15 protein-coding genes are annotated in these 22,095 nt (G+C 30.8%); 3 read left to right on the top strand and 12 right to left on the bottom strand.

The window, feature by feature from the left end; genetic code table 11:
• Window positions 1-4 precede the first annotated feature (4 nt).
• The 3 genes from tsaD (at window position 5) to L3J35_06675 (ending at window position 2,718) form a co-directional block, all read left to right on the top strand.
• Window positions 5-1,024, top strand: coding sequence for a tRNA (adenosine(37)-N6)-threonylcarbamoyltransferase complex transferase subunit TsaD (tsaD, locus tag L3J35_06685; protein ID MCF6365875.1), 1,020 nt, complete (start codon window positions 5-7; stop codon window positions 1,022-1,024).
• A gap of 98 nt (window positions 1,025-1,122) precedes the next feature.
• Entirely contained in the window at window positions 1,123-1,935 is an 813-nt protein-coding gene (locus tag L3J35_06680) for a hypothetical protein (protein MCF6365874.1), read from the top strand.
• Between the two features lie 78 nt (window positions 1,936-2,013).
• Complete coding sequence (locus tag L3J35_06675) at window positions 2,014-2,718, top strand: hypothetical protein (protein ID MCF6365873.1); 705 nt, start codon at window positions 2,014-2,016, stop codon at window positions 2,716-2,718.
• A gap of 506 nt (window positions 2,719-3,224) precedes the next feature.
• Here the strand turns inward: L3J35_06675 and uvrC are convergent.
• From uvrC to ruvB, 12 genes are all read right to left on the bottom strand, one after another.
• Window positions 3,225-5,057 (bottom strand): excinuclease ABC subunit UvrC, encoded by a 1,833-nt coding sequence (gene uvrC / locus L3J35_06670; protein MCF6365872.1) that lies wholly within the window; start codon window positions 5,055-5,057, stop codon window positions 3,225-3,227.
• Window positions 5,058-5,081: 24 nt separating this feature from the next.
• Window positions 5,082-8,810: a DUF559 domain-containing protein gene (locus L3J35_06665; GenBank protein MCF6365871.1), complete on the bottom strand. Its 3,729-nt coding sequence runs from the start codon at window positions 8,808-8,810 to the stop codon at window positions 5,082-5,084.
• A gap of 159 nt (window positions 8,811-8,969) precedes the next feature.
• On the bottom strand, window positions 8,970-10,847 hold the full coding sequence (gene mnmG / locus L3J35_06660) for a tRNA uridine-5-carboxymethylaminomethyl(34) synthesis enzyme MnmG (protein MCF6365870.1): 1,878 nt from the start codon (window positions 10,845-10,847) through the stop codon (window positions 8,970-8,972).
• Window positions 10,848-10,986: 139 nt separating this feature from the next.
• Window positions 10,987-11,430 (bottom strand): rRNA maturation RNase YbeY, encoded by a 444-nt coding sequence (gene ybeY, locus L3J35_06655; protein MCF6365869.1) that lies wholly within the window; start codon window positions 11,428-11,430, stop codon window positions 10,987-10,989.
• Window positions 11,431-11,507: 77 nt separating this feature from the next.
• Window positions 11,508-14,840, bottom strand: coding sequence for a hypothetical protein (locus tag L3J35_06650; protein MCF6365868.1), 3,333 nt, complete (start codon window positions 14,838-14,840; stop codon window positions 11,508-11,510).
• A 27-nt stretch (window positions 14,841-14,867) separates the two neighbouring features.
• Window positions 14,868-15,989, bottom strand: coding sequence for a peptidoglycan DD-metalloendopeptidase family protein (locus L3J35_06645; protein MCF6365867.1), 1,122 nt, complete (start codon window positions 15,987-15,989; stop codon window positions 14,868-14,870).
• On the bottom strand, window positions 15,982-16,791 hold the full coding sequence (locus L3J35_06640; GenBank protein MCF6365866.1) for a DUF4292 domain-containing protein: 810 nt from the start codon (window positions 16,789-16,791) through the stop codon (window positions 15,982-15,984). The genes L3J35_06645 and L3J35_06640 overlap by 8 nt, the downstream gene beginning before the upstream one ends.
• An 8-nt stretch (window positions 16,792-16,799) precedes the next feature.
• The gene (locus tag L3J35_06635) at window positions 16,800-18,554 is read right to left on the bottom strand and encodes a tetratricopeptide repeat protein (GenBank protein ID MCF6365865.1); all 1,755 of its coding nucleotides are present in this window, start codon (window positions 18,552-18,554) and stop codon (window positions 16,800-16,802) included.
• A 78-nt stretch (window positions 18,555-18,632) separates the two neighbouring features.
• The gene (locus L3J35_06630; protein MCF6365864.1) at window positions 18,633-19,628 is read right to left on the bottom strand and encodes a hypothetical protein; all 996 of its coding nucleotides are present in this window, start codon (window positions 19,626-19,628) and stop codon (window positions 18,633-18,635) included.
• Between the two features lie 332 nt (window positions 19,629-19,960).
• Complete coding sequence (locus L3J35_06625; GenBank protein ID MCF6365863.1) at window positions 19,961-20,134, bottom strand: hypothetical protein; 174 nt, start codon at window positions 20,132-20,134, stop codon at window positions 19,961-19,963.
• 247 nt (window positions 20,135-20,381) lie between these two features.
• Entirely contained in the window at window positions 20,382-20,897 is a 516-nt protein-coding gene (locus L3J35_06620) for a hypothetical protein (GenBank protein ID MCF6365862.1), read from the bottom strand.
• A gap of 10 nt (window positions 20,898-20,907) precedes the next feature.
• Entirely contained in the window at window positions 20,908-21,918 is a 1,011-nt protein-coding gene (gene ruvB / locus L3J35_06615; protein ID MCF6365861.1) for a Holliday junction branch migration DNA helicase RuvB, read from the bottom strand.
• Window positions 21,919-22,095: the final 177 nt, after the last annotated feature.

The following is a 22,095-nucleotide window of genomic DNA, read 5'->3' as shown; positions in this document are numbered from 1 at the left end:
AAATATGAAAACAATTTTAGCAATAGAATCTTCTTGTGATGATACATCTGCTGCCGTTATTCAAGACGGGTGGTTGCTGTCAAATGTAACAGCCAACCAAGATGTTCATAAAAAATACGGAGGAGTGGTTCCGGAGCTTGCATCAAGAGCACATCAGGCAAATATTGTTCCTGTTGTAAATTTGGCGATAGAAGAAGCCGGGATTAACATTTCTGACATAAGTGCAATTGCTTTTACCAGAGGTCCCGGATTGCTTGGTTCTTTATTGGTAGGAATTTCTTTTGCAAAAGGTTTTGCATTGGCAAACAATATTCCGTTAATTGCCGTAAACCATTTACACGGTCATATTTCTGCTTTGTTTTTAAAAGAAAAAGGTGTGCAACACGAAAACCCGAGTTTTCCTTTTATAGCTTTACTGGTTTCCGGCGGACATACACAAATTATTGTAGTAAGAAGTTTTTTCGAAAAAGAAATAATTGGCGAAACGATTGATGATGCTGCAGGAGAAGCTTTTGATAAAAGTGCAAAAATTATGGGCTTGCCTTATCCGGGCGGGCCTTTAATAGACAAGTATGCAAAAAAAGGTAATGCCGGTAAATTTAAATTTACAAAACCGAAGGTCGGAGATTTACAGTTCAGTTTCAGTGGGTTAAAAACGGCTATTTTGTATTTTCTGCGAGATGAGGTAAAAAAGAATCCGAGTTTTGTTAAAGAAAATTTAAATGATATTTGTGCCTCGATTCAATTTACAATAATTGATATTTTAACAGATAAACTGAAAAATGCGGTAAAAAAAACAGGAATTAAAGAAATTGCTATTGCCGGGGGTGTTTCTGCAAATTCAGGATTACGGGAAAGGTTAAAAGAAGAGGCTAAAATAAATAATTGGAAATTACATATTCCCGAGTTTAAATATACAACAGATAATGCAGCAATGATTGCCATAACTGCATACCATAAATTTTTACAGAATAAGTTTGCAAAGCAATCTGTTACGGCAGAGGCAAAATTAAAAGAAATTTGATTGTGAAGAAAAAATTTGTTTAACAAACAGAGTTTTGTTTTTTTGGGCAATATTTCATGTCGATTTATTGTTTAAATAAAACCTTGTTTGTTTTGATTATGAAATTAATAAACCTTTTTCTTTTATTTTTCCTTTTGTTTGTTTCTTGCAATCAAAACAACTCTGCACAAAACCCAAAAAATAAAGATTCTCTTAATACAGACAGTATTCCTGTTTTTTCTGAAACAATATTTGTATTAGACTCTTCGGCAGTCGGAATTGTTTTTTTTCCTTCGGGAAACTATAGCGATATTAAACAGCAAATAAACATCCGGCGTTTAAAATATTTTCAGGAGCTTTCCGACTTAAGCAACAAAAAGAAAAAAGATTCAATTTTAGATGATGCTCGTCAACATTTTACGAATCAGTTAGTTAATAAAATTATTCCGTTTTGGTACGGAACGGTTTGGGATTTTGACGGTTACACAAACACGCCGAACAAAGGAGTTATTGCTTGCGGCTATTTTGTTTCAACAACATTGAGGCACATGGGAATAAAAGTAAATCGATATAAAATGGCACAACAGGCCGGATTAAACGAAGCGAAAACGTTGGAGCCTGAACAAAATTTATTGATTTATCGTTATAGTTATTCGGAGGAGCTTGAAACTGTTTTTGCAAAAATGAAAAAGGCATTAAAAGATGGTTTATATTTTGTAGGCTTAAGCAATCATGTCGGTTATATTTACGTTAAAGATAATGAGCTTTATTTTATACATTCCAATTATATTGACGGGTATGTTATGATTGAAAAAGCAGAATATTCTGATGCTTTTCAAAGTAATGTTTATGTGATTGCAGATATTACACATAATGATGATTTACTTTTGAAATGGATAAAAGGAGAACCTTTCCCGGTTTTTCAAAACTGAGTTAAAAATTAATTTCTTAAATTAACAATATGTAACACAGCTACTTTTTTTAATTCTTTAATTTAAGTTGTTTGTGTTATGAAATTAATTGCGTTTTCATTATTTTTTGTATTTCCGGTTTTTGCATATTCCCAGCTCGATTATTTTCCGATTAAAATTGAACCTTTTGAAAATAAAGAAGAAATTTTTCGCTCGTTTATAGCCTATAAACTGCCTTACAGGGGCAAAAACTATAAGTTTTACGGCACATTAGCTTATCATGTTTTCGGAAAGGCTTATGCCGATTGCAAAGTTCAGAATACCATTGTTGAATCTTTTAAAATTTCCGAAAATAACTGTCCGCAGGTTAATTTTAAGATTTTAAAAGGAACAAGACGGAGTTTTGGTTATTTGCTCCCTTATATTGACAGAAAAAGCGGTTTAAATGTAGATTTTATGACTCCTGTGAAAAAGAAAAACAGACCCGTTAAGTTTTATTACCGAACAGGTCTTTTTCGTTTTTTCATTCATTTTAATTCGGAAGGTTTTTCAAAAATAAACAACAATATTTGTATTGATTTTGAAAGTTTGGCTCAATACATTATAAATTTAGATGACGCTGCAAATTTATACGGTTTAAAAATTAAACGAATTGTGTTTAACAGGCATTTTTTGAAAAAACTTTATGCAAGTTCTGCCGGAGCAGAATTAAAAAAACGAGACTTCTATTTTGCAAAATATTTAAACAAAAAAGTAAATCGAAAATACGATGATTTATTTCATGTTGATTTTGAATTTAAATAGGGCTTGCTGAAAAACGCTAATATATTTATTTTTCAGTCATTTATAAGATTATTTACATATACAAGTGCACGGGTTTTAATTCATTTCACCCTATTTCCCTGCACTTGTATAAAATATTTTAGCTGCCCACAGGCACACTATCTTTCAAATTTCTCTTATTTCGCAGTATTTAGATACGACTTCAAACGAGAAACTTGAAATCTAATGCACCTGTGAGCTTTTCAACAAGCCCTAAATAATTTTATTACAAACCGCTCTTAGTTTTTTACACAAGAAGCACAGAAATTTTTAAAAATCTTTTTTTGTAAAAAATAAGTCTCGGAGGTTTTGATTTTGTTGCCCGTTATACAGAGAAGGTTAAAATATTAAAAAGAGATTGAGTTAAAGCTCTTGATAATGGGTTTTATTTCTCTGACAATCTGCTACTTATTGTCAAATTAAAACCTTTAGAAAATTTTGCATTCAGAAGAAAAATTGACTGTTTTTAGGAAATTTCAGCCATTTTTTTATTTCGATTCTTTTTTTTCCTTAAAATAATTAAAAATTACTTTTGCTCGTTTTTTTCCGATAACAATTCTGAGATTTTCAAATTCTGCTTCAGAAATTTCTTTTACGGACTTAAATACTTTATATAAATCTTGGATTGTTTTCTCCCCCACCCCGGGAATATTTTCCAGCTCAGAATTTAAAAATGTTTTCGAGCGTTTGTTTCTGTGAAATTCTATTCCGAATCTGTGAGCTTCATTTCGAGCATGCTGAATAATTTTTAAAGTAATCGAATTTTTATCTAAATACATCGGAATATTATCGCCTGCAAAAAAGATTTCTTCAAGGCGTTTTGCAATTCCTATAACAGTAATTTTTCCGAAAAGGTCTAATTCTTTTAAGCTTTTTACGGCAGAATTTAATTGTCCTTTTCCTCCGTCTATAATAATTAACTGCGGCAAACTTTTCCCTTCATCGGTTAATCTCTTGTATCGTCTGTAAATTACTTCTTCCATTGAGGCATAATCGTCAGGACCTTCAACAGTTTTTATGTTAAATTTTCGATACTCCTTTTTTGCGGGTTTTGTGTTTTTAAACACAACGCAAGCTGCTACCGGATGCGTTCCCTGAATATTTGAATTGTCGAAACATTCGATATGCACAGGCAATTCTTTCATTCGCAAATCAGTTTTCATTTGAAGCAAAATGTCGGTGTTTCGTCTGTCGGCAGAAACTAATGTTCTTTTTTTAATTTTATCAAGCCTGTAGTATTTTGCATTTCTGTGCGAAAGTTCCAATAGTTTTTGTTTGTCTCCGATTTTCGGAATTGTGATTTTTAAATTATCAATCGGTAAATTAATTTGAAAGGGTAAAATCAGCTCATCAATTTCGTTGAATCCGAATTGTTGGGCAGAAATAATATCAATAATTGCCGTCGGTAAAATATCATGGTCTTTTTCATTCAATTTTTTTACATATTCAACTGTGTGCACATTAATTATTGCCCCGTCAACCACTTTCAGAAAGTTTACATAGGCAAACTTTTCGTCCGACTCAATGGTGAAAACATCAAAATTTCCTTTTGTTGTAGTTATTACCGTTGATTTGCTTTGATAATCTTTTAAAATTTGCAGTTTTTCTTTTACTTCTTGTGCTTTTTCATATTCTAAATTTTCAGCAAAGGCTTTCATTATTTGTTTTAAATAATCTTTAACCGGTTTAAAGTTTCCTTTTAAAATGTTATGAACTTGTTTTATTTGTTCGTTATAATCTTCCGGTGTTTGTTGCCCGACACAGGGAGCTTTACAATTATTTATATGAAATTCAAGACAAACTTTAAATTTTCCTTTTTTTATGTTTTCATCAGACAAATTATGCTTGCATGTTCGCAGCAAAAACAAGTTTCGGAACAATGTTGTCAGTACTCTTACCAAACGCACAGATGTATAAGGTCCGAAATATTTTGAGCCGTCTTTTATAATGTTTCGAGTTTGAAAAACACGAGGAAAGGCTTCATTTTTGATGCAAATCCAAGGATAGGTTTTATCATCTTTCAACATTATGTTGTAGCGAGGTTGATACTTTTTTATTAAATTATTTTCAAGAAGTAAAGCATCGATTTCGGTTTCAACTACAATGTACTCAAAACGAACGATATGACGAACAAGTATCTTTGTTTTATTGTTGTCGTAATCTTTTGTAAAATATGAACTTACACGACTTTTTAAATTCTTTGCTTTCCCGACATAAATAACTTCGTCTTTACTGTTGTAATAAAGATATACGCCGGGGTTTCGCGGAAGTTTTTGGGCTTCGTTTTTTAGTTGTTCTTTTATGTTTGGTTGTTTGGGCATTTAGAATCAATTACTTATCATACTTTATTCAATGTTTATTTTATCAATTTCTTTCATAATCCTATCCGTTTCTGTAAGGGCAACTATTATTTTTTGATAGTGGGTGATGTCTTCGTATGTTAGGACTCTGCCTTCTTTTCCTTTTTTAGGTGAGCGATCTTTTAACCATTTTTGGGCGGGTTGGTAACCGCCTATGTAGAACTCCCACGCAACAAGCGGAATGTTATCAAAGTATTGTGTTTCGTTGATGTATATTCTGCCGGTAACAGCCGTGTCTTTGCAAGGGGACGTGTCCCCGTGTTGGGTTATTACCCAGTCTTTTTTTGCAATTTTTGTTGTGATTTTATTGTCGCCATCAATCGGATATTGTGTGATGTATTCATTTACTTTTTGGCTTTCCAATAAATGTATTTGCCGGATTTCTCCGCCGAGTTTTACGAGTTGCCAAAAGGTTTTTGCATCTTTCGGATATGGTACTCTCGGGAAATCTATTTTTAGAAATTCTTTGTATTTTTCTCTGTATGTCGGGCTGTGTAATACGGCGTAGATGTAATCCAGAATATCAATCGGAGCAAATTCTCCTCCTATGAAGGGGTGCCCGGCGGGCGGGGTGGTTTCTCCATATTCATTAACAATATAGTTTTCCAAATCTATCATAGTTTGGCTAATATCTTTTTTTACATGGTTATCTGAAATTCTATAAACTTTCAAACCTAAGCTCTCTAAATATTTTTGTCTTTTTGCATCGTATTCTTCTTTATTATTATGGCTACTTCCATCAATTTCTATAACCAAACCTAATGTTTTAACATAAAAATCTACAATATAATTTCCTATTATTCTTTGTCTGTCAAAATCTATTGCATGAAATTTCTTTTTGTGTACCTGTTTCCAGAACAAAACTTCTGATAATATTCCTGCTTTTCTTTTGTCTTTGGCAAGTTGATTTAATTTGGGGTTGTGTGGAAGGGTTTTAACAAAATTTCTTTTTATTGGGATGTTGTTTATGGTTGTGATTACTTCCGGTTTTACCACCCCGCCCTGCGGGCACCCCTCCAAAGGAGGGGAATTTGCCTCCGGGCTTTGCACAAAATTATCTTGTAATTTGGGTTTTTTTTCGGCAACAAATTTTAATCCTATTTTATCTGCAATTTTTTGAACTATCTCCGGATTTAAGTTGGGTTTTCTGCCTTTTTCGGATAAGCCTTCTTCGGCAAATACTCCTTCGGTTTCTTTGTCAGGGTAGAGATAGAGGGGGAAAGCCATATTTCCACCTCTGTAAAATAGATTTGTATCTATTATAATATTAGAAATGGATATTAAATCCCAAGTTGAAGAGCCAACTGCCTGTCCTTGTCTACCTAAAACTAGCATTAAATTATCCCTTTTATAGACATGTTTTAATACTTTATAAAAAGGTCTTCCTAATAAATGTTTATCGTAATATATTTTTCTAAAATCTAATGGTCGATAATAATAATCTGAAATGTATTCCTTGTCATAGTCACTTGCTTTTATCCGTCTTAATAATGGGTATGATGATGAGTCTTGAATATTATACTTTAATGAAAATTCTTTGGAAAATTCATCAGATAGTAAATTAAACATTCTTGTATTTAAATCAACAACATTAAAATCAACAAATAAACTATCTCTTTTAGTTTGAGTTCCATTACTTCCAATTTCAAATAAATCATTAATACCAAAACAAAATTGTTTATACTTCTTTTCTAATTCGTAATCTTGGGGAATGAAAATGTATTCTTCTTTTTGAGGGTTTAATATGTTCCAATTAATTGAATTAATGGAATTATCATTAAGGAAACTATATTTATAATCCCTTTTTCCGAAGAGGTCAATATGAGAAACGCTTCCTAATTTCTTGCTTTTTGATTTTTTTATAAAGATATTAATACTTACGCCTTGCATAATATCAAATACATTTTGGTCGGCAGAACCATCAGGGTGCTTTTCTTTTTTCTTTGAATTTCCATGTAAATCCAGAATGTAAATGTTGTCAAAAGTTTCTAATAAATCTTTTCTCATTTGACGATGAATAATTCCATCAATAAAACTATTATTAGAAATATAAGCTAAAATACCTTCTCCATTTTTTTCAATATAATGTTGACCATATCGGATAAATTTGATATAATCATCAGATAAAGGTTGAATATTCCTTTCATTCAAATCTTTCTTATAATCTTTCATTAAATTATTAATCCATTCAGATTTATTTGAACTACTAACAGAATAAGGCGGATTTCCTATTACACACATAACCGGAGTATCACGTTTTATATGGTTTGCTTCGTTGGCTTCGGTGCTTAACCAATTTGAGAACAATGTTCCGGTATCGGGGTGATGTTCTTCGAGTGAGTTTGTAAGATAAATATTAAAACGTTGGTTTTTGGTAGCTTTGTATCCGGTTTCCGTTAAAAGCATATCTAATTTAAGATGTGCCATTGCGTAGGATGCCATTAAAAGCTCAAAACCGTTTAGTCGAGGTATTAAATGCTCATCAATATAGGAACTCCAAACGCCTTGCATGGCTTTAAACTTTTTCTTGTAAATATGTTTTACTACTTCGGCAAGAAATGTTCCCGTGCCTGTTGCAGGGTCGAGAATTTGAACTTTATGGACTTCCTTTTCAACGGCTTTGTTGCTACCCTGTTCTTTAACCTTGATTTTTGTTTTAGAGGTATCGGCTAATCCGTCGGGCAAATTAAATTCTGTTTTCAGAATATCATCAACGGCACGCACAATGAAATTTACAACCGGTTCGGGTGTGTACCAAACGCCTCTGCTTTTACGGAGCTTGGGGTCGTATTCTGCCAAAAATGTTTCGTAAAAATGAATTATAGGGTCGTTGGTTTGCGTGCTTTTCCCGAAATTCTTTAAAAGTTCTTCAACATTGGTTGCCAGAAAAACATTTGCAAGATTATCAACTGTTCTTACAATTCTTTCGTCAATATCGGGACCTGCAACATAGCCGAATAGTTTTCGCAAAAAAGGATTTGATTTCGGTATCAGTTCTGCGGCTTCTTGTCTGCTGAAATCATCAAGCGTTTTATCGTGTAATCGTGCGGCAAACATTCCGTAAGCCAAAGTCTGTGCGTAAATATCGGCAAATGCTTTTGGTGTTAAATCGTGAATTAAGATGTCTTTAAAAGTTTTGTATTGGTCTCTTAAAGATGTGTTTTCTTGTGTTTCTTCATCGGAAGTAACGGCATTTTCAAGTATGTTTTGCAAAAGACGTGCTTTTGCTGCCATCATTTCAGCAAGTTTTTTACTTGATTTTATGGTTTGCCCTATAAAGGTGCAAAAGTTTTGTATTAGGTTTTCAAATTGTGCGAAATTATCCGGAAAGGCTTTTATTGTATTGTTTTCAATTTCAGCAATGCGGATTTCATGCACAAGGTTTCCGTGGTCGTAGAACCGGAAATAAATATAATCGGTAATGATTAAATTGTCAAGGGCTTTTCGGTATCTGTCGAATTGTTCTTTATAGGTTTTGCTTGTAATGTCTTTGCCTATGTCCTTTGCTTCGATAAATCCAATGGGTATTTTCTTTTTTGTAATTACATAGTCCGGATTACCGCAATCGGTTACGTTTGCCGGTTCGTTGGTAATTTCAACTTCGGGAACAAGTTCTCGAATTAAACTTTCTAAATCAGTTCTGTAAGTATGTTCTCTTGCTATGCCGGACTGATAACGTTTGTTTATTGTTGTTATGTATTCTTGGATGTTCATTTAACCGGGTTTAAATTACAGTTGTATGTTCCACGTGGAACCTGTTTTTATTTGTTTAATCTTGTGTGTGTTATGTTGTGTTTATTAAAGTTGTTTGTTTCGTCCAAAATTTTCGGATTTTCTTAACATTGAGACAGCTGCCGGTCTGTCTCTACGAGTTTATCTTCCGAAATATACCAATAATGCGCTGATGTCTGCCGGAGAAACGCCGGGAATTCTGGATGCTTGTCCGATATTTTTCGGTTGCACTTTTTTTAATTTTTGTCTTGCTTCCGTAGAAATTGATTGTAATTTATTAAAATCAAAATTTTCGGGAATTTTAACATATTCCAAACGTTTTAACTTATCGGCAGAGTTTTTTTCTCTTTCTATATAGCTTTCGTATTTTATATTTATTTCGACAGATTCTAAAATTTCTGACTTTCTGTTAATAATGTTTGCATCAACAAACTCTTTAAACGGTTTACACGATTCCGTTAAGTGATTTATTTTTATTTGCGGGCGTAAAAGGATTTTATGCAGCCTTTCTTTTTGTTTCATTGCGGGCGTATCTAATTTTTTAAACAGTTCTGCGGTTTGCTCGGGTTTTATGCTTGTTTTTTTCAGAAAACTTATTGTTTTTTCTGTCAGTTCTTTTTTCTCTTTTATGAGTTTGTAGCGTTCTTCTGATGCTAAGCCTATTTTATAGGATTTTTCCGTGAGCCGGGCATCTGCATTATCCTGCCTCAGTAAAATTCTGTATTCTGCTCTTGATGTAAACATTCTGTACGGCTCGTCAACACCTTTGTTAATAAGGTCATCAATAAGAACTCCGATATATGCTTCATCTCTTTTTAAAATAAAATTTTCTTTTTTGTTGATTTTTTGATGTGCATTTATTCCGGCAATTAAACCTTGTGCAGCAGCTTCCTCATAACCGGTTGTTCCGTTTATTTGTCCGGCAAAATAAAGGTTTTCAACTTTTTTAGACTCTAAAGTTAAGTTTAAATAAGTGGGGTCAAAATAGTCATATTCAATTGCATAACCAGGTCTGAACATTTTTACGTTTTCTAATCCCGGAATTTTTCTGAGAGCTTTGATTTGAACATCAAGAGGTAAAGATGAAGAAAATCCGTTGATATAGTATTCAACAGTGTCTTCTCCTTCGGGTTCTAAAAAAAGCATGTGAGAGTCTCTTTCTGCAAAGGTTACGAGTTTATCTTCAATGCTCGGACAATACCTCGGTCCAACTCCGTCAATGATTCCCGTAAAAAGCGGAGAAAATTTAAATCCCCCTTTTAGTTCTTCATGAGATTCTTTGTTTGTGTATGTGATATAACAACTTCTTTGATTTAGTTCTCCTTTAATTTCCGGTAAAAACGAAAACTTTTTAATTATTTCGTCTCCTTTTTGCTCTTTTATTGCTTCAAAATTGATTGTCCTGCCGTCAAGTCTTGCCGGAGTTCCTGTTTTCATTCTTTTTACGGGGATTTTATATTTTTCAAGTTGTTCTGAGATTCCGTATGAAGCGGCATCGGAGTCTCTTCCTCCGGGAATTTGTGTTTGTCCTACGTGCATTAAACCGTTTAGAAACGTTCCGTTTGTCAGAACTACTGCTTTTGCATAAAAACGTACACCCAATTTCGTTTTAACCCCGACTGCTTTATTATTTTCAATTATAAGTTCCGTTACCGTGTCTTGCCAAAAACTTAATTTTTTTGTTTTTTCGAGCATTTCTCTCCACTCAACAGAAAACTTAACACGGTCTGACTGTGCTCTCGGGCTCCACATTGCAGGACCTTTCGACATATTTAACATTCGGAATTGAATGCTTGTTCGGTCTGTAACTATTCCGGTGTAACCACCGAGAGCGTCAATTTCCCGTACAATTTGCCCTTTTGCAATACCGCCTATTGCCGGATTGCAAGACATTTTAGCAATTGCAGCCATATCTGTTGTTACCAATAAGGTTTCGGAGCCCATATTTGCAGATGCCGCAGCAGCTTCACTTCCGGCGTGCCCGGCACCCACAACAATTACATCATATTTATCTGTCATCTTTAAATCTTTTTTGCAAATATAAGAAAACCGACAAAGCCGGTTTTAAAAAACTAAATTATTATTTTTGTGTTCTTAAAACGTTCCACGTGGAACACTTCCGGAAAGCCGGATATACCGGGGATTTCAAAATGTTTTATTAATCACTTCTTTTTTGATTTACAGGTTTTTGGCTAATCTTACCTAAATAATAGTTTTCTCGTTCCCGCATCTTCACTTTTTGCTCCTCTTTTTTATCGTTGTATCCGCATAAATGAAGAATTCCGTGAATAATTACCCTGTGTATTTCATCGGCAAAAGAAACATTAAATTTTATTGCGTTCTCTCCCACCCTGTCTTTGCTTATGAACAGATCTCCTGAAACAATTTCTTTTTCGGAATAATCAAAAGTAATAATATCGGTATAGAAATTATGATTTAAATGCTCTATATTCATTTTTAGCAAGTGTTCGTCAGAACAAAAAATTATATTTATTTCTCCCGGTTGTTTATTTTCATTTTCAATTGCTTTAGAAATCCAAGAGTATATATTTTTATTTAAGATGAAACTTTCAATATTTTCGAAAAAACAATTAATGCTCATTCCTGTTTGTTTTTTGTTCCACGTGGAACATGTTTTTAAATTGGGGGTTTATAATAAGTTAGGTAAATTTTAATGAATTAATTTGAGATTGACTTTGAATATTCGTCATACAACTTTTTATAAAAGTTATTTAGCTGTATGTTTTTTCTGTATAAGTCTTCGTTAAAAGAGTTGTTCTTTTTTGATTTTTTAAATACATCTTCGGCAGATTTATAAATCTTGTCTTTTCCTTCGGTTGATTTTCTTTTGTCTTCTGTTTTTCTTTTGTTCTCAGCATTCTCGGCTTCGAGCAAACGTGTTTCTATCTTTTTTTGTCGTTCAAAAAGTTCGGGAGTTATTCTTTTATTAACAATGTCTTTTTGGTTTTCTTCCGCTAATTTGTCAATTTCTCTCAGGAGTTTTTGTGTTTCGGGGCTTAAAGAGAACTGAGCATTTAAATCTTTCATCATTTGCCTGAATATTTCTTGTTGTGCAAGCATTTTTGCCAATTGCTTGTTTTGACTTTTTCCTCCGGGTTTTCCTTTTCCTTCTTTCATTTGTTTCAGCATTTGTTCCATTTGCTTTTTTAGCCCCTCTTGCATTCCTTTTAAGTCTTGCATTCCTTGATCTTTTGCTTGCTGCTTTCCTTTTTTCGGTTTTGACTTTCCTCCGCCGGAGCCGCTACCGCTTTGTTGTTTTTTCATTTGATTAATAATTTCAGATAAAAGCAGTGCCAGGTTATTTGAAGATGTCATTATCTCGTTTTGTAGTATTTTTGCATTTGCGATTTTTCTTTTTTCTAAGTATTTGGGAACTTCTCTAAGGTTTGTGTTTATATTATACAGTTCATCTAAAATTGGTTTTGATATTGGAGCAACCCTTTCTGCCAAAGACTTAAGAGAATCGTTTATAATCGTAAAATCGTCTTTCATTGACAGCTGTATGCCTGAAAGTTCAATATATTTTGGATCGGAATTTCTTGTGTTTTTAAATTTGTTTTTTAGGTCTTCTTGTTTGAAAGAAAATGTTAAAAGGTTTTCAAGAATTTTTCGCAGACTTTCAATATCTTCACCTTGTTGTTGAGAGGAGTTTGCCTGCATCATAGACTGCATAGAGTCAGCCATTTTTTTCATTTTTTGAGAGTTGCTGTTTTGAGAATCTGATGCTTTACTTTTTTTTCCTTTTTCAAGGTTTGAGTTTGTTTTCTCAAACTCTTCTTGTATTTCTTGTTTCTGCTTTTCAAAATCATCAAGTTTCATGGGACTTTTTAGTTCTTTGTTCAGTTCTTGTGCCTTATCATATTCTTCTTGAATTTCATCGAATTTTTTCTCAATATCTTTTTGTTTATTTTTTAGTTCTTCTTTATTTAATTCTTTACTTTTTGTTTGTTCGGACAGTTCTTTTTGTTCTTCCGATAATTTATTAAGCTCGTCAATTGTTTTATTAATTTTTTGTTCTATCTGTTCTCTTTTTAAAAGTTCTTTGGTCCTGTCAAGCCTCTCTTTCATTTCTTCATAGGAAAATTCGTTTTCTTCAAGAATTTGGTTCATCATTTTTTCATTGAATTTTTCCTGAAGTTCTTGAAGTTGTTTCATTAGCTCTTTTAGTTCGTCAGTCATTATTTCGTCTAAAAGCTTTTGAATTTCTTCTTGCTTTTTTAAAATTTCTTCATCTTGCTCGTTGAATTTATGGTGCATTTTATTTTTTTCTTCATTTTCGCGAGCAATTTCTTCCGTCAGTTGTTTCAGAAGGTCTTGTTTTTCAAGAATGTTTTCAAGCATTTGTTTGTTTTCCCAATCGGTAGTATTTCCGTCAAGATTACGCTCTCTTAGTTTTTGAAGATCTTTTTGGATTTCATCGGCAAGCTTCATGCTTTTGTCCAATTTTTCTTTTATGTTTTCGTCTGCGGCATTTTCAAGTTCGTTAATTTCTTTGAAAGACGGTATTTTAAAGGTCATAATATGTGTTCGAGATGATTTGCTTCCGGAAACTCCGTCGTTATCCCAAATTTGAAAATAATATTGAATAATTTGGTTTTCGTTTGCATTTAAAGAGTTAAAATCAAACGTGTAATAAAACTCTTGCTTTAATTCGTTGTTGTTTATTTGTAAATAGTTTGTTTCGTATTTATGTGATTTATCGCCTTCCTCCGTTTCTTTAGGAACAATTCTGAATTTGAATTCTAATTTTTTTATTCCGTAATCGTCATTAATAATTCCTTTAAAATATGAAAGAAAAAAGTTTGCCGTATCTTTTAATTCTTGAACGGCAACTGACGGATAAAGGTCGGGGATTACTGAAATGTTAAAGTTTATTAGATTTCGATTTATAAAATATTTATTTGCAACAGAAACAGAATATTTAAAGTTGTTATAAATAGTTTTGTTGTATTCAAAAAATGTATTGCTCTTTTTTGTTTTTATCCTGTTTTTTTCTGAAAACAAGTATAGAGAATCTACATTTTTGGTTGTAAATTTCCATTTTAGTTTTGATCCGTACGGAACAACAATATCTCCTATATTATTATAAGTTGTATCTTTTTCTCCTGTATATGCCGGATAATTTATATCTACAAAAAAATTTAAAACCGTGGGAGACGGCAAAACTTGGATTTTATAGTTTTCTGATTTAATGTCTTGTGCCGAAAAGTAAAAATCTAATGAGTTGTTTAAGTTTTTAAATTCGTAAAAATGTTCTGTTTTTTTGTTTTTCTCGGTTTTCATTAAAAAATTATTTCCGGCATAGTTTATAAAAACTTCATCGGGAATATATTCTCCTTTAATTTTTAGTTTTACGGTAAAGTCATTTCCTCTTTTTGTGTTTAGTGTATCATTTAACAATATAAAAGAAAACGGAGCGGGTTCAATATACTCTTGTTTATAGTTTACGATTCTTTTTGTGCTTTCTTTAAAAACAGAGGGAGAAATTGTTAGTATTGCAATAAAAATTAATAAAACGGGAACGGCATATTTCAAATACTTAATGTTTTCTTTATGTTGAACAGCCTTTTTAAAAGGAAAAACTTTAATTTTTTCTGCTTTTTGGTTTATTGCCGCCGTTACAAGAGCACTTTCTTTATTTTGCTCATGAAGTTCGAGAACATTCAAAAGTTTATCTTTTATTTCAGGAAAGTGCTTTTTTATAATATTTGAAGCTTCTTTGTAAGATATTATTTTTCCTATTTTCAGAAGTTTTAAAGCAGGAATTATAATAAACCATACAGAAATTGCCGACAAAACAGAAATTAATAAAAAGAAAATAATTGTTCTTCCTAAAACAGAAAAATGAATGAAAAATTCGGAAAGAGAAATTAGCAAATAAAAGGACAATAGTATTGTAAATGCCAAAATAAGTCCTCTTATAAGCCTGATTTTATAATACTTTTTTATAAAAATATCAAGTTTTTGTATTAGATTTTTATATGCTTGCATTTTAAGTTCTTAATATTATTTTGTGTTCTATTTTAACCATTTTTGAGGATTAAGCTTTTTATTTTGAAACCAAATTTGAAAATTTAATATTCTTGCATTCGGGGTTCCTATTGCTTCTCCTCTTTTAACTTTTGCTCCTTTGCTTACATACACATCTTGCATATTTGAATAAACGGAATAATATTGACCATGTTTTATGATAATCGCATTTTGCCCTCCGGGTATTTTTAACACTTGTGAAATAACTCCGGGATGTATTGCTTTTACTTTTTCGCCTTTTGCAGAGGCAATTTCAATTCCGTCATTATTTACTTGAACGTTTTTTAGAACAGAATGAGTATGTTTTCCGAAAGAAGATGTAATAATTCCTTTAACGGGAAACGGGAAACGTCCTTTATTTTTTTCGAAATTTAGTGATAGTTTTGTTTTTTTTGCACTTGTGTTTGTTCCTACATTTTTTTTAATAGACTTTCTTAAAGATGCTGCTATTTTTTCTTTTCTTTTTACTTCGGCAATTAATTCTGCCTTTTTTGTTTGAAGGTTGTTTAAAATATTTGAAAGTATTTTTTTTGATTCGTTCAAACGAATAAGTTCGTCTGTTTGTTTTTCTTTTAATAAAAGTTTATCGTCTTTTTGAGAAATTAAGTGTTCGTTTATGATTGAAATGCTGTCGTTTTTTATCTCTAAATCTTTTGTTGTTTCCTCGAGATATTCTGTGAGATATTGTAAATAAACAAATCTTCTGTATGCTTGGCTGAATGTTTTTGCAGAAAAAATATACATTGTTTTGTCTCGGGTTTTTCTTGTTTTGTATGCGTATAAAATTAATTCTTCGTATTCAGATTGAAGTCTTTTAATTTCTTTTTGCAATTCTTCTTTTCTTTCGGTGTTTTTTTCAATTTCTTTTTCTAAGTTACTAATTTCTATTTTTATGTTTTTTAATAAGTTTTCTTGAAGCTCAATTTGTTTTTTTCTTATTTTAAATTTTGTGAATGTTCTTGTAGATTTTTTATCAAGAGATTTTAATAAATTTCTTGCTTTGTTTAATTCCTTTTCTGCTTTTTCTAATTTAGATTGGGCAAATGTTTTTTTTGAAAAACAAAAGAAAAGAAAAATTATGCTCGCATATATGATGGTTTTTTTATTCAAATTTCACGCGTTTAAAATTTTCGGGTATTTTAAAGGACGCTTTTATTGTTTCGTTAATTTTAATGTTTTTATAAGAAATATTAAACATTGATAAATTTACAGCATCTTTAATAATAATTTGAATTGTATTCGGAAATTCTTTTTTATTTAAAGGTTGAAAGTTTGAATAGGCAATATTCAACGATTGGTTTTTATTAAACAGTTTTAAATTATTTTCATAAATTATAAAGTTGTTTTCGGAAAAAATTGTATTGTGGCTTATGTTCATTCCGGAAAAAATTCCGGTTGCACTTAATGTTTTGTTGTTTTCAACATTAATTAGAAAATATGATTCTATTTTGTTTTCGGGCGGAAAAATAAAAAACCGGTTTAAAAAGATTGCTTGTATAGTTTCGTAGTTTAGTTCAAAGCCGACTTTTGATTTTAAATAGTTTATGTTTTCTGCAAAATATTCATTTTTTATTTTATCAATTACTTTGATACTGTCTTGTGTTATTAAAATTCTTGATATTTCAATTCCCATAACGGGTCTTACGGAAATCCAAATAAATTCATCTGTTTTTATTTTAATTAATCCTTTCAGCGGTAATTTTTGGTCTTTTTTTTCATAGTTTCCGGTAAATCCGCAATAAAAGGTTTCGATTTTCGGATAATGCTTTTGAATGGAATCGAGTGCTGTTTGAACTTTTATTTTTTCGATAAAAGAATTATCATACTTGTCTTCCGGCTGTACCGATTTTTTAAAAATACCGCATGAAGAAAATAGTAAGGTTAATATTATAAAAATGTTTGTTTTTTTCATTTTATCATTTATAACTCATCAATTGTGAGTTTATTTATATTTTTAAGTTTGTATTCAAGTGTTTTTGATGTATTTCCTTTTTCTTCAGATTTTTCCCAAAATTCCTTTGCTTTTTCTTTTTTATTTTTTGCAAAATAAATATCTCCGATAGTTTCTAAAAATTCAGCATTATCGGGAATAGTATTTATTGCTTTTTCGGAAAATGGAAGGGCTTTATCGTATTTTTTATTTTTTAACAGTGCTTTTGCATAAGTATTACAAAAAACAGGGTTGTTGTTTTGATAATTGATACACGTTTCTGCCATTTGCAACGCTTTTTCAATATTTTGGTTTCTTTCGGACAAATAATATGAATAATTATTTAGTGCTAAGTAAAATTTGGGGTTGATTTGTAGGGTTTTTTCAAATTGCTCGTCTGATTTGCTATTTTCATTTTTTTCATGAAAACTTTCGGCAAGGTAGTAATGAAACTGAACTAATAATTTATTGTTTTCAATTACTAAATCTTTACCTGAATCTAATATAAAAATTGCTTCGTTAAATTTACCTATTTTGTATGCTGACAATCCGTTATACAGAAATATTTTCGGAAGATTAGGATATTGTTCCAAATACTTTTTTGATTCATTATATAAATATTCAAAGTTTTTTGTGTCGTATAAAATCTCAAAATATGTTAAAATTAAATTAATGTCGGAATTACTTAATTCAACTGCTTTTTTTAAATAGGGTATTGTTTTTTCTTTATCTTCATTAATGTAATACTCTGCAAGTAAGGTGTTTGCTGTTAAATCATCAGAATGATGTTTGTAAAGTTCATTTATAAGTTGCTCATATTGTTGCTTCGGAAAGTTGGGGTATTGCCCGGAAATTAACAGATTAATTTTTGTATTTAGCTCTATATCAGAACTTAATAGTTCTTTGGTTAATTTTAGATATTCTTTTTGTTTTCCGGTAACTTTACAGAAAATTGCATAAGAGAGTTTTACGGAAGATTCGTTCGGAAAATTTTTCTTTATTTTTTTATAAATTTCTTCAGCTTTTTTTGTTTCGTTTTGCGAAAAGTAAAATTCTGCAAGTAATGCTTGATATTTTGGTTCATTCGGTTCATTTTTTATTATTGCATTAAGTGTTTCTTTTGCATTTTTTAAATCTCGAATGTCCATATAAAGTTTATACAGGTTATATGAAATTTCCGTATCATATCCGAAATGTGTTTGTTTTTCGGAATAAATGTTAATTAGTTTTAAATAATCGTTTTTTACAACAGAAATATTTGTTGAATTTATTTTATTCAAATTTATTCGGTTTATAAGAATATCAATTATTCTGTTATAAATCAATTCATTTTTCGGTTGCTTTTTTTGAATGTTATTATAAATATTAATAGCTTCTGCCGTTTTATTTTGAAAGGACAAAATATCGGCTTTAATAATATTATACCAAATGTTTTCTGAATTAAGGGTTACTGCATTTTCAGCAAAAGTTAGAGCTGTATTATATTTTTTTTCATATAAAAATATGCTTGCAAGATAATAATTTGATGCAGCACTTTTAGGATTTATATCAATTGCCGAAACGTATAGTTCAACTGCTTTTTCCGGATTTCCGAGTAATCTGTTTTTGTTTGCTTCACTGAAAAGATATGTAAATTTTTGTTTGTCTTTTTCAGGGTTATTATCTTTTTTAATTCCGCTTTTTTGCTGTGAACATGACGATATAATAAATAGAAATATTGCTAATATATATAGTTTGTTTTTCAAATTTTTAATAATTATTTGTTGAAATAAACATACAATGATACAATATATTTCAGCATTGTATTATTATATTATTTTAAATTAGGTAATTGAATTGTAATCTCCGATGCTGAAATCATCTTTTTCTTTATTAATGTTTACATAGTTTCCAATCATTGAATTTGCAAAGATTGCTTCTTTAATGTTACAATTAGTTTGTATTATTGAATTGCTGATTACAGAGTTTTTTATTATCGTGTTTTTTCCTACTGAAACATAAGGTCCTACTACTGAATTGTTTATAATTGCACCTTCATCAATAAAACATGGTTCTATTATTACGGAAAAGTTTTGCTCGCTTTTGCTTGAAACTTTGTTTCCGAGATGGTGCAGAATTCTTTGGTTTGTGTGAACTGTTGCATCTTTATTACCGCAATCTAACCACTCAGTAACCGTAGCAGATTTAAAACCGATGCCTTTATTTTTCATATTTTCAAGAACATCGGTTAATTGATATTCGTTGTTTCCTCTTATGTTATTTTCAATTAAATATTTTAGTTCTTCTCTTAAATTTTCTCCGTCTTTAAAATAGTAAATTCCTATGATTGCTTCGTCTGAAACAAATTCTTTGGGTTTTTCTATAAAATCTGTGATATTTCCTTGTGCATCTTTTTTAACAACTCCGAATGCTTCGGGGTTATCAACTTTTTTTGTCCAAATTACTGAGTCTGTTTCTTCATTTAAATCAAAATCTGCTTTAAAAAGTGTGTCAGCAAAAGCAACCGTAACTTTTCCGTTTAGTGACGGTTCTGCACAATAAATTGCGTGGGCTGTTCCGAGAGCTTCTTCTTGATAATATATTTTGCCTTCTGCTCCGAGATTTGTTGCAATTTTTAATAGTGTTTGTTCAACTTCTTCTCCAAAACGACCGATAATAAACGCAATTTCTTCAACTTTTGATTTTGATACTTTTGTTATTTCTTCGGCTAAGCGTTTTACAATCGGTTCTCCTGCAATAGGAATTAAAGGTTTCGGAATTGTGAGAGTGTGTGGTCTCATTCTTTTGCCCATTCCTGCCATCGGTATAATTAGTTTCATTTTTTTTGTATAAAGTTAAAAGCTATAAAGGTACTCCCAATTTTAATAATACGCCAATATTTAGTTCTTCTCTCCGTTCTTTTTCATAATAATGAGAAAAAACTTTTAGTCCTATTATAAATTTTTGATTAACCAAATAGTTGTTTTCTATAACAAAATTATAACCGGGTAAAAATTCATTATTACTTAATTCTATATATTCTGAAAAACCTCCTCCTAATTTGAAATCATTTTTTTTATTATTTTTAAAAGGTGAAATATAAAAATTAATATCTGCAGAAAAATAATTAATATAATGAGTTCCAAAAACACTACATTTTCCTGATGTATTACTAAAAATAATTATTTATTTTATAGTTAAGTTCTGTTTCTATTACAAAATCTTTAGAACAAAAAAGTTGATTTGAGATACCGGCTCCTATAAATAAATTAATTTTTTTATTTTGCGAAAAAACATTGTTTGATAATGTAATAATAATAACAATAAATAAAACAACATTCTTCATAATTGATTATATTAAGTTAAAAGTTTGATGTATTTCTTAAAATTCTTTTTCTGAAAAAATATCGTGATAAATTTCTTTGAAAACTGCTTATTTTATTTGTTTTTTAATTACTCTTATTCTTGTCATTTCACACATAAGTTCTGTTAATTCAAGATTTAGCAAAAATTTTTCTTTTAAGGGTTTTTGCATAAAAATATCATGCTGAATTTATATATTTTGTCAAAAGTATCTTTCATTTTATACCATGTTAAAAAATTACTCCTATTTTTAATAATCCTCCAAAATCACCATGTTCATAGCCTTCTCTTTTAGAGTGCAAATAGGTTTGTCCAAATAATTTTAAGCCTATTATATATTTATTTTTTATTTTATAATTGTCTTCTATTACAATATTGTGTCCTGTTTTGTGAATCTTTTTGTCGTTTGTTAAATTAATAAAGAATAATTCAGATATTCCGTATCCTAATCTAAAATCATTTTTCCGATTATTTTTAAAAGGAGAAATAAACAAAGTTAAGTTTGGTTGAAAATACTCATAATATACTATTTCGAAAACATCTCCTTTTGTATAGTTAAAAGAAAAAGAAGTTGTAAAGTATTTATTAATGTAATAATTTAATTCAGTTTCAAATGTTATTTGGTTATAATAAAAGTTATGAATTGACGGACCTCCTCCTATTTGAAAATTAAACTTTTTTCTTTTAGTTTGAGAAAAAATTTGTATAGTGCTTAATATTAACAATATAACAAAAAGTTTTTTCATAATAAATAATTTAAAACAATTGGTTTTGATTATTATAATTTATTTTTCCGAGATGTTTATATGCTGCTTCGGTTACTTCTCTGCCTCGCATGGTTCGTTTAATGAAGCCTTCCATAATTAAAAAAGGTTCATAAACTTCTTCTATTGTTCCGGCATCTTCTCCCACAGCTGTTGCTATTGTTCCGACACCGACCGGACCTCCGCTGAACTTGTCGATAATGGTATTAAGTATTTTATTATCCATTTCATCCAATCCTTTTTTATCGATATTTAGAGCATCCAATGAGTATTTTGCTATTTCAATATCAATAATTCCGCTTCCTTTAACTTGTGCAAAGTCTCGAACTCTTCTCAATAAAGCATTTGCGATACGAGGTGTTCCTCTGCTTCTTCGTGCAATTTCGATTGCTGCGTTTTCTTTAATTTCAATATTTAAAATACCGGACGAACGCTTAATAATTGTTTTTAAAACATCTGCATTATAATATTCGAGTAAAAATTTTATTCCGAACCTTGCTCTTAAAGGAGAAGTCAAAAGTCCTGCTCTGGTTGTTGCACCGACTAAAGTAAAATTATTTAATTCCAGTTGTAATGAACGAGCTGCCGGTCCTTTATCAATCATAATATCAATTCTGAAATCTTCCATTGCGGAATATAGATATTCTTCAATAATAGGACTTAAACGATGAATTTCATCTATAAAAAGTACATCATTTTCCTCGAGTCCGGTAAGTAAACCGGCTAAATCACCGGGTTTATCAAGTACGGGACCGGAAGTTATTTTCATATTAACACCAAGTTCATTTGCGATAATGTTTGAAAGAGTTGTTTTTCCGAGTCCGGGAGGTCCGTGCAAAAGAACATGATCAAGAGCTTCGCCTCGCATAATTGCAGCCTTAACAAAAACTTTAAGGTTTTCCATTATTTTTTGCTGTCCTTTGAAGTCGGTAAATTGTGCCGGTCTTAGTTGTTGCTCAAAAATTTCTTCTGCTTTTGATATTTCGTTTGTTCTGAAATCCATACTTATTCAAAGGTATAATGGTTCAATGCTTTATTACTTAGGGCTTGCTGAAAAACGCTAATATATTTATTTTTCAGTCATTTATAAGATTATTTACATATACAAGTGCAAGGTTTTTAATTCATTTCGCCCTATTTCCCTGCACTTGTGTAAAATATTTTAGCTGCCCACAGACAC

The sequence above is a fragment of the Bacteroidales bacterium genome, from assembly GCA_021648725.1.
GTDB lineage: Bacteria > Bacteroidota > Bacteroidia > Bacteroidales > JAADGE01 > JAADGE01.
This window is presented reverse-complemented; position numbering and strand designations above follow the sequence as displayed.

Coding starts and splice junctions, on each gene's coding strand:
- tsaD (MCF6365875.1), top strand. CDS start 5: ATGAAAACAATTTTAGCAATAGAATCTTCTTGTGATGATACATCTGCT.
- L3J35_06680 (MCF6365874.1), top strand. CDS start 1,123: ATGAAATTAATAAACCTTTTTCTTTTATTTTTCCTTTTGTTTGTTTCT.
- L3J35_06675 (MCF6365873.1), top strand. CDS start 2,014: ATGAAATTAATTGCGTTTTCATTATTTTTTGTATTTCCGGTTTTTGCA.
- uvrC (MCF6365872.1), bottom strand. CDS start 5,057: ATGCCCAAACAACCAAACATAAAAGAACAACTAAAAAACGAAGCCCAA.
- L3J35_06665 (MCF6365871.1), bottom strand. CDS start 8,810: ATGAACATCCAAGAATACATAACAACAATAAACAAACGTTATCAGTCC.
- mnmG (MCF6365870.1), bottom strand. CDS start 10,847: ATGACAGATAAATATGATGTAATTGTTGTGGGTGCCGGGCACGCCGGA.
- ybeY (MCF6365869.1), bottom strand. CDS start 11,430: ATGAGCATTAATTGTTTTTTCGAAAATATTGAAAGTTTCATCTTAAAT.
- L3J35_06650 (MCF6365868.1), bottom strand. CDS start 14,840: ATGCAAGCATATAAAAATCTAATACAAAAACTTGATATTTTTATAAAA.
- L3J35_06640 (MCF6365866.1), bottom strand. CDS start 16,791: ATGAAAAAAACAAACATTTTTATAATATTAACCTTACTATTTTCTTCA.
- L3J35_06630 (MCF6365864.1), bottom strand. CDS start 19,628: ATGAAACTAATTATACCGATGGCAGGAATGGGCAAAAGAATGAGACCA.
- L3J35_06625 (MCF6365863.1), bottom strand. CDS start 20,134: ATGAAGAATGTTGTTTTATTTATTGTTATTATTATTACATTATCAAAC.
- L3J35_06620 (MCF6365862.1), bottom strand. CDS start 20,897: ATGAAAAAACTTTTTGTTATATTGTTAATATTAAGCACTATACAAATT.
- ruvB (MCF6365861.1), bottom strand. CDS start 21,918: ATGGATTTCAGAACAAACGAAATATCAAAAGCAGAAGAAATTTTTGAG.